The following is a 7,539-nucleotide window of genomic DNA, read 5'->3' as shown; positions in this document are numbered from 1 at the left end:
GGCTACGTCTCGGTCGGCACCGACATCACCCGCATCAAGGAACACGAGCAGAAACTGGTCGACAACGACCTTCGCCTGCGCGCCACCGTGATCGACCTGAAACGTTCGCAGTCCGAACTCGAACGGCAGGCGGGGGAACTCGCCGACCTCGCCGAAAAATACTCCGAGGAAAAAACCCGCGCCGAGGAAGCCAACCAGACCAAGTCCAAATTCCTGGCCAATATGAGCCACGAGCTGCGCACGCCGCTCAATGCCATCATCGGATTCTCCGAGATCATGGAAAGCGGCATGTTCGGCACGCTCGGCTCGGAAAAATACCAGGAATATTGCCACGACATCCTGACCAGCGGTCACTATCTGCTCGAAGTCATCAACGACATCCTCGACATGTCGAAGATCGAGGCAGGCCGGATGAAACTCGACATGGAACAGCTCGACCTGTCGAAGACACTGGCGGAGTCGCTGCGCGTGGTGTCGGGCCGCGCCGAGGACAAGAATCTGCTGCTCAACGCGGATATCGAGGGCACCATTCCGGTGGTGGCCGATCGCCGCGCGATCAAGCAGATCATCGTCAACCTGCTGTCCAACGCCGTCAAATTCACCCCCGACGGCGGCAGGGTGGTGGTCCGCAGCCGCGTGCTCGACAATTCCATCATGCTGCTGATCGCGGACACCGGCATCGGTATCGCGCCGCAATCGCTGATGCGGCTCGGCCGGCCGTTCGAGCAGGTCGAGAGCCAGCTCACCAAGACCTACCACGGCTCGGGACTGGGCCTGGCGATCGCGCGATCACTGACCAGTCTGCATGGAGGGACGATGCGGCTGCGCTCCAAGCTCGGCGCCGGCACCGTCGTCTGCGTGTCGCTGCCGCGCGACGCGCGCAAGGCTGCGGCGAAGATTTCGGCGGCCGCCTAGGGCGTGCGCAAAACGAACGCCGCTCAGGTCTCCAGCGTCGGCGCAACCTCGCGTGCGATCTGCACCAGGGCCGCGATCAGCGGCGTCATCGGATCCCGCTGCGGGACGACCAGGCCGATGCTGTAATTTACCTCGGGGTCGACGATCGGAATGCTGCGCACGGTATCCGCCAGCCCCAGCGTTTCCGCGAGCTTTGCCGGCATCACGCTGGCCCAGCGCCCTGTCTTCACATGGGTGTAGAGAACCAGCAGCGAGTTTGACGTCAGCGTCGGCGTCGCCTCGGCCCCGACCGAGCGCAGCGCGCGATCGATGATGCGCCGGTTTTGCATGTCCGGCGTCAGGAGGCACAGCGGCACCTGCCCCACTTCCTTCCAGGTGACGACATCGCGATCGCCGAACATGGCATCGGGCGCCGTCAGCAGCCGATAGCTCTCGTTATAGAGCGGAATGGTGCGCACCCTGCCGATCGGCTCGTTCTCGATATAGGTCAGACCGGCATCGACCTCGAGATTTTCCAATAGGCCCAGCACGTCGGCCGAGGTGCAGGACTGGATGCGAAAGCGCACGTCGGGATATCGCGCGCGAAACGGCGTGGTCAGCGAGGCCACCATGCCGAGTACGGTGGGGATCGCCGCGATCCGGATCTCGCCCGACAGCTTGTCCTTCAGGCTGTTGATTTCCTGCTTCATCGCGCGGGCGTCGCCGACGATACGGCGCGCCCAGTCGAGCGTGCGCTCGCCCTCCGGCGTAAAGCCCTGAAACCGCGAGCCGCGCTGCACCAGCATGACGCCGAGGATTTCCTCGAGCTGCTTGAGACTGGTCGACATCGTCGGCTGGGTGACGCCGCAGGCTTCCGCAGCCCGTCCGAAATGCCGCTCTTTTGCCAGCGCGAGCAGGAGTTCAAGCTTGTCGATCACAAAAAAGGCCTCACCATTCCAGGGCAATGAATATCACGGTCCACGCCTGGCAAATATGCAAAACAGGCGCGTCCGATGCGCGCGGCCGCCGTATTGCCGTCACTTATTCTATTTTCGTATCGTTCGATTTCATACGCCTATTAATTGCAATTCAGTATCGCAGCACGGGACTGCTTTATTGATCTTTTGAGCTTTTCCAACTTTGGTTGCCGTTCGGTTTTACGTTCAGCGAAGGCACCAATGACACCCGCTTCCGAACCATGGGATACGGCGCGCGGCGCTGAGATCATCGCCGAGCACGCAGATCTCGAAGGCGCCACGCTGGTGATCCTGCACGCGCTGCAGGAAGCATTCGGCTACGTGCCGGAGCCAGCCATACCCATGATTGCATCCGCGCTGAACCTGTCGCGCGCCGAAGTTCATGGTGTGTTTACCTTCTACCATGATTTCCGCCGTGAGCCGGCGGGCCGGCATGTGCTGAAACTGTGCCGCGCCGAAGCCTGCCAGGCCGCAGGCGGCGACGCGCTGGTCGCGCGCGCGGAAGCCAAGCTCGGCATTGGAATTGGAAATACCACCGCCGACAACCTGACGACGTTGGAGCCGATCTATTGCCTCGGCCTGTGCGCGACCGCGCCGTCGGCGATGCTGGACGGCCGCCTGGTCGGACGGCTGGACGAAGCGCGCATCGACGCGCTGGTGGCGGAGGCGCAGCGATGAATTTGCGGATCTTCGTGCCCCGCGACGCCGGCGCGGTCGCGGTCGGTGCCGATGAAGTGGCCCTCGCTTTGGAGCAGGCCGCTTCGAAACGCGGCGTTGCGATCGATATCGTCAGGACCGGCTCGCGCGGCCTGTACTGGCTGGAGCCGATGGTCGAAGTCGCGACGGCACAAGGACGCGTCGCGTTCGGTCCGCTGACCGCGGCCGAGGCGGCTGCGGTGCTCGACGCCATCGTCACGGACGGCCCGCACCCGCTGCGGCTCGGCGTCACCGAGCAAATTCCATGGCTCAAGCGGCAGACCCGCCTGACCTTCGCCCGCTGCGGCGTAGTCGATCCGCGCTCGATCGAGGATTATAGGGCCCACCAGGGCTACCAGGGCCTCGAGCGCGCGCTGGAGCTGGGTTCCGACGCCATCCTGGCCGAGGTCACCGCCTCCGGCCTGCGCGGCCGCGGAGGCGCAGGCTTTCCGACCGGCATCAAGTGGAAGACCGTGGCGCAGACCCGCGCCGACCGAAAGTACATCGTCTGCAACGCCGACGAGGGCGACAGCGGCACCTTTGCCGACCGCATGATCATGGAGGGCGATCCCTTCGTGGTGATCGAGGGTATGACGATCGCGGCCATCGCGGTCGGCGCCAGCAAGGGCTACATCTACATCCGCTCGGAATATCCCCACGCCGTCGCGGCGATGAACGCGGCGATCCTGTCCGCGAGGCGCGCCGGGTTCCTCGGGGGCAGCTCGCGCAGCTTCGATTTGGAGGTCCGGGTCGGCGCCGGCGCCTATGTCTGCGGCGAGGAAACCTCGCTGCTGGAAAGCCTGGAAGGCCGCCGCGGCATCGTCCGCGCCAAGCCGCCGCTGCCGGCGCACAAGGGCCTGTTCGGCAGGCCGACCGTGATCAACAACGTGCTGTCGTTCGCGGCAATCCCCTTCATCCTTGCCGGCGGCGCCAAGGCCTATGCCGAGTTCGGCATGGGCCGATCGCGCGGCACCATGCCGATCCAGCTTGCGGGCAATATCAGACATGGCGGCCTGTTCGAAACCGCCTTCGGCGTCACCCTCGGCGAGCTGGTCGATGATATCGGCGGCGGCACTCTTACGGGGCGCCCCGTGCGCGCCGTGCAGGTCGGCGGTCCGCTCGGGGCATACTTCCCTCGTGCGCTGTTCGAGACGCCATTCGACTACGAGGCCTTTGCGGCGCGCGACGGGCTGATCGGCCATGGCGGCATCGCGGTGTTCGACGACAGCGTCGACATGATCAGGCAGGCGCGCTTTGCGATGGAGTTCTGCGCCATCGAATCCTGCGGCAAGTGCACCCCCTGCCGGATCGGCTCGACCCGCGGCGTCGAGACAATCGACAAGATCCGCGCCGGCGACCGCGTGGCGGAAAACATCGCCGTGGTCGAGGACCTCTGCAACACCATGAAGTTCGGCTCGCTATGTGCGCTCGGCGGCTTCACGCCCTACCCCGTCATGAGCGCCCTGAGACATTTCCGGGAAGACTTTGACCCCGCGCGCACGCGCCTTGAGGCCGCGGAATAAGGGAGATCGCCATGTCATTGATCCAGGAAACCGATTTCGGCACCCCGCGATCCAAATCGGAAGCCATGGTGACGCTGACCATCGATGGCCAGAGCATCACCGTGCCCGATGGCACCTCGATCATGCGCGCGGCGATGGAGGCCGGCACGCAAATCCCGAAACTCTGCGCCACCGACATGGTGGACGCGTTCGGCTCCTGCCGCCTGTGCCTGGTCGAGATCGAGGGTCGCGCCGGCACGCCGGCCTCCTGCACTACGCCGGCCACGCAGGGCCTGGTGGTCCACACCCAGAGCGAGCGGCTGAAAAAGCTACGCAAGGGCGTGATGGAACTCTACATCTCCGACCATCCCCTGGATTGCCTGACCTGCGCGGCCAATGGCGACTGCGAATTGCAGGACATGGCAGGCGCGGTGGGCCTGCGCGACGTGCGGTACGGCTATGAGGGCGAGAACCACGTGTTCGCCAAGTCCGACGGCGCGGCCAACGCCGCCTGGATGCCGAAGGACGAATCCAACCCCTATTTCACCTATGACCCCTCGAAATGCATCGTCTGCTCGCGCTGCGTCCGCGCCTGCGAGGAGGTGCAAGGCACCTTCGCGCTGACCATTTCCGGCCGCGGTTTCGACAGCCGGGTGTCGCCCGGCATGAGCGAGAGTTTCCTCGGCTCCGAATGCGTCTCCTGCGGGGCCTGCGTGCAGGCCTGCCCGACCGCGACGCTGACGGAAAAATCCGTCATCGAGATCGGCCAGCCCGAGCATTCCGCGGTGACGACCTGCGCCTATTGCGGCGTCGGCTGCGCCTTCAAGGTGGAAATGCGCGGCGAGGAAGTGGTGCGCATGGTGCCCTACAAGGACGGCAAGGCCAACCGCGGCCATTCCTGCGTCAAAGGGCGCTTCGCCTGGGGTTACACGACTCATAAAGAGCGCATCCTCAAGCCGATGATCCGCGACAGCATCGAGGATCCCTGGCAGGAAGTGTCGTGGGACGAAGCGTTCAATTTCGCCGCCGCGAAGTTCAAGGGCATCCAGCAGAAACACGGCCGCGACTCCATCGGCGGCATCACCTCCTCCCGCTGCACCAATGAAGAGACCTATCTGGTGCAGAAACTGATCCGCGCGGGTTTTGGCAACAACAATGTCGATACCTGCGCCCGCGTCTGCCATTCGCCGACCGGTTATGGCCTGTCGACGACATTCGGCACCTCGGCCGGCACGCAAGACTTTGACTCGGTCGAGCAGACCGACGTCGTCATGATCATCGGCGCCAACCCGGCATCCGCGCATCCGGTGTTCGCCTCTCGCTTGAAGAAGCGGCTGCGCCAGGGCGCCAGACTGATCGTGATCGATCCGCGCCGCACCGAGATGGTGGACTCGCCGCATGTGAAGGCGCTGCATCTTCCGCTGATGCCCGGCACCAACGTCGCCGTGCTCACCGCACTCGCGCATGTCATCGTCACCGAGGGCCTCGTCAACGAAGCCTTCGTGCGCGAGCGCTGCGACTGGGGTGAGTTCGAGGAATGGGCAGCGTTCGTGACCCAGCCGAAGAACAGCCCGGAGGCGACGGCCATCAGGACCGGCGTCGATCCGAAGGAGCTGCGCGCCGCGGCGCGGCTGTTCGCGACCGGCGGTAACGGCGCGATCTATTACGGGCTCGGCGTCACCGAGCACAGCCAGGGCTCGACCACCGTGATCGCGATCGCCAACCTCGCGATGGCGACCGGCAATATCGGCCGGCCCGGTGTCGGCGTGAACCCGCTGCGCGGCCAGAACAATGTGCAGGGTTCCTGCGACATGGGCTCGTTCCCGCATGAATTGCCCGGTTACCGCCACATCTCCGGCGACGCCGTGCGCGAGCAGTTCGAGGCGTTGTGGAACGTCAAGCTCAACCCGGAGCCGGGCCTGCGCATCCCCAACATGTTCGACGCCGCGATCGAGGGCTCGTTCAAGGGCATCTATGTGCAGGGCGAGGACATCCTTCAATCCGATCCCAACACCAAGCACGTCGTCGCGGCGCTGTCGGCGATGGAATGCGTCGTGGTCCACGACCTCTTCCTGAACGAGACCGCAAACTACGCGCACGTGTTTCTGCCCGGCTCGACCTTCCTGGAGAAGGACGGCACCTTCACCAATGCCGAACGGCGCATCCAGCGCGTGCGCAAGGTGATGACGCCGCGCAACGGCTATGCGGATTGGGAAGTCACGATCCTGCTCGCCAGGGCGATGGGCTTCGAGATGAAGTACGACCATCCTTCCGAGATCATGGACGAGATCGCGGCGCTGACACCGACCTTCGCCGGCGTCTCCTATGCCAGGCTCGATGAGCTTGGCTCGGTGCAGTGGCCCTGCAATGAAAAGGCGCCTGAGGGCACGCCGGTGATGCACATCGGCGGCTTCGTGCGCGGCAAGGGCAAGTTCGTCATCACCGAATATATCGCCACCGACGAGCGCACCGGTCCGCGCTACCCGCTGCTGCTGACCACCGGGCGCATCCTCAGCCAGTACAATGTCGGGGCGCAGACCCGTCGCACCGAGAATGTCGTCTGGCACAGCGAGGACCGGCTCGAGATCCATCCGCACGACGCCGAGCAGCGCGGCGTGCGCGACGGCGACTGGGTTCGGCTCGCCAGCCGCGCCGGCGAAACCACCCTGCGCGCGCTGATCACCGACCGGGTGGCGCCGGGGGTTGTCTACACCACGTTCCATCACCCGGACACGCAGGCCAACGTCATCACGACGGACTATTCCGACTGGGCGACCAATTGTCCGGAGTACAAGGTCACGGCGGTGCAGATATCGCCGTCGAACGGTCCGTCGGAATGGCAAAAGGCCTATGACGAGCAGGCCCGCCATTCCCGGCGCATCGCGCCGGCCGAGGCCGCGGAGTAGCGCGATGCATGAACCGGTTCGCACGGTCAGTCGTCAGGTCTGGCGCGACAGCCGCGTCAGCGAGGCTCCGCGCACGATTCCGGAGGAGACAGCCCTCGCTTTGACCTACAATGGCGGCACCTATGCCGTGATGATGGGAACGCCGCAGAACTTGCGGGATTTCGCGGTGGGCTTTAGCCTTAGCGAAGGCATCGTGCGATCCCCTGGCGAGATATGTTCGCTCGATATCGTGCCTCTCGACGACGGCATCGAGCTGCGGATGTGGCTGAAGCCGTCCCAGGCGGAGGGGCTGAACGAGCGGCGGCGTCATATCGTCGGGCCCACCGGCTGCGGCATCTGCGGCATCGAATCGATCGCCGAAGCGGTCCGCCCCGCCGCGATCGTAGCACCCGGCCGGTCGTTTTCCCCGCAACAGATCGCTGCGGCCATGCAGAGCATGCCGCCGCTGCAGACGATCAATATCGAAACCCGCGCGGTGCACGCCGCGGCATTCTGGATGCCCGGGCGCGGCATCGTCGCGCTTCGCGAGGACGTCGGCCGCCACAACGCGCTCGACAAGCTGGC

General features: G+C 65.0%; 6 protein-coding genes. 5 read left to right on the top strand and 1 reads right to left on the bottom strand.

Annotation, left to right across the window (positions count from 1 at the left end; all coding sequences use genetic code 11):
- A partial coding sequence (locus QZ213_RS21600; protein ID WP_291688128.1) for a HAMP domain-containing sensor histidine kinase occupies positions 1 to 915 on the top strand: 915 nt, incomplete at its 5' end.
- A gap of 23 nt (positions 916 to 938) precedes the next feature.
- Here QZ213_RS21600 and QZ213_RS21595 read toward each other — a convergent pair.
- The gene (locus QZ213_RS21595) at positions 939 to 1,832 is read right to left on the bottom strand and encodes a LysR family transcriptional regulator (RefSeq protein WP_291688127.1); all 894 of its coding nucleotides are present in this window, start codon (positions 1,830 to 1,832) and stop codon (positions 939 to 941) included.
- Between the two features lie 240 nt (positions 1,833 to 2,072).
- Here QZ213_RS21595 and QZ213_RS21590 point away from each other — a divergent pair, with 240 nt between their 5' ends.
- From QZ213_RS21590 to QZ213_RS21575, 4 genes are all read left to right on the top strand, one after another.
- Positions 2,073 to 2,549, top strand: coding sequence for a formate dehydrogenase subunit gamma (locus tag QZ213_RS21590; protein ID WP_291688126.1), 477 nt, complete (start codon positions 2,073 to 2,075; stop codon positions 2,547 to 2,549).
- Complete coding sequence (locus QZ213_RS21585) at positions 2,546 to 4,090, top strand: NADH-quinone oxidoreductase subunit NuoF (RefSeq protein WP_291688125.1); 1,545 nt, start codon at positions 2,546 to 2,548, stop codon at positions 4,088 to 4,090. Before QZ213_RS21590 ends, QZ213_RS21585 begins: the two co-directional genes overlap by 4 nt.
- An 11-nt stretch (positions 4,091 to 4,101) precedes the next feature.
- On the top strand, positions 4,102 to 6,975 hold the full coding sequence (fdhF, locus tag QZ213_RS21580; protein ID WP_291688124.1) for a formate dehydrogenase subunit alpha: 2,874 nt from the start codon (positions 4,102 to 4,104) through the stop codon (positions 6,973 to 6,975).
- A 4-nt stretch (positions 6,976 to 6,979) separates the two neighbouring features.
- A partial coding sequence (locus tag QZ213_RS21575) for a formate dehydrogenase accessory sulfurtransferase FdhD (RefSeq protein ID WP_291688123.1) occupies positions 6,980 to 7,539 on the top strand: 560 nt, incomplete at its 3' end.

It is taken from the genome of Bradyrhizobium sp., assembly GCF_017881085.1.
Taxonomy (GTDB): Bacteria; Pseudomonadota; Alphaproteobacteria; order Rhizobiales; family Xanthobacteraceae; genus Bradyrhizobium.
The sequence above is the reverse complement of the archived record's forward strand: the minus strand, read 5'-3'. Positions and strand labels throughout refer to the sequence as shown.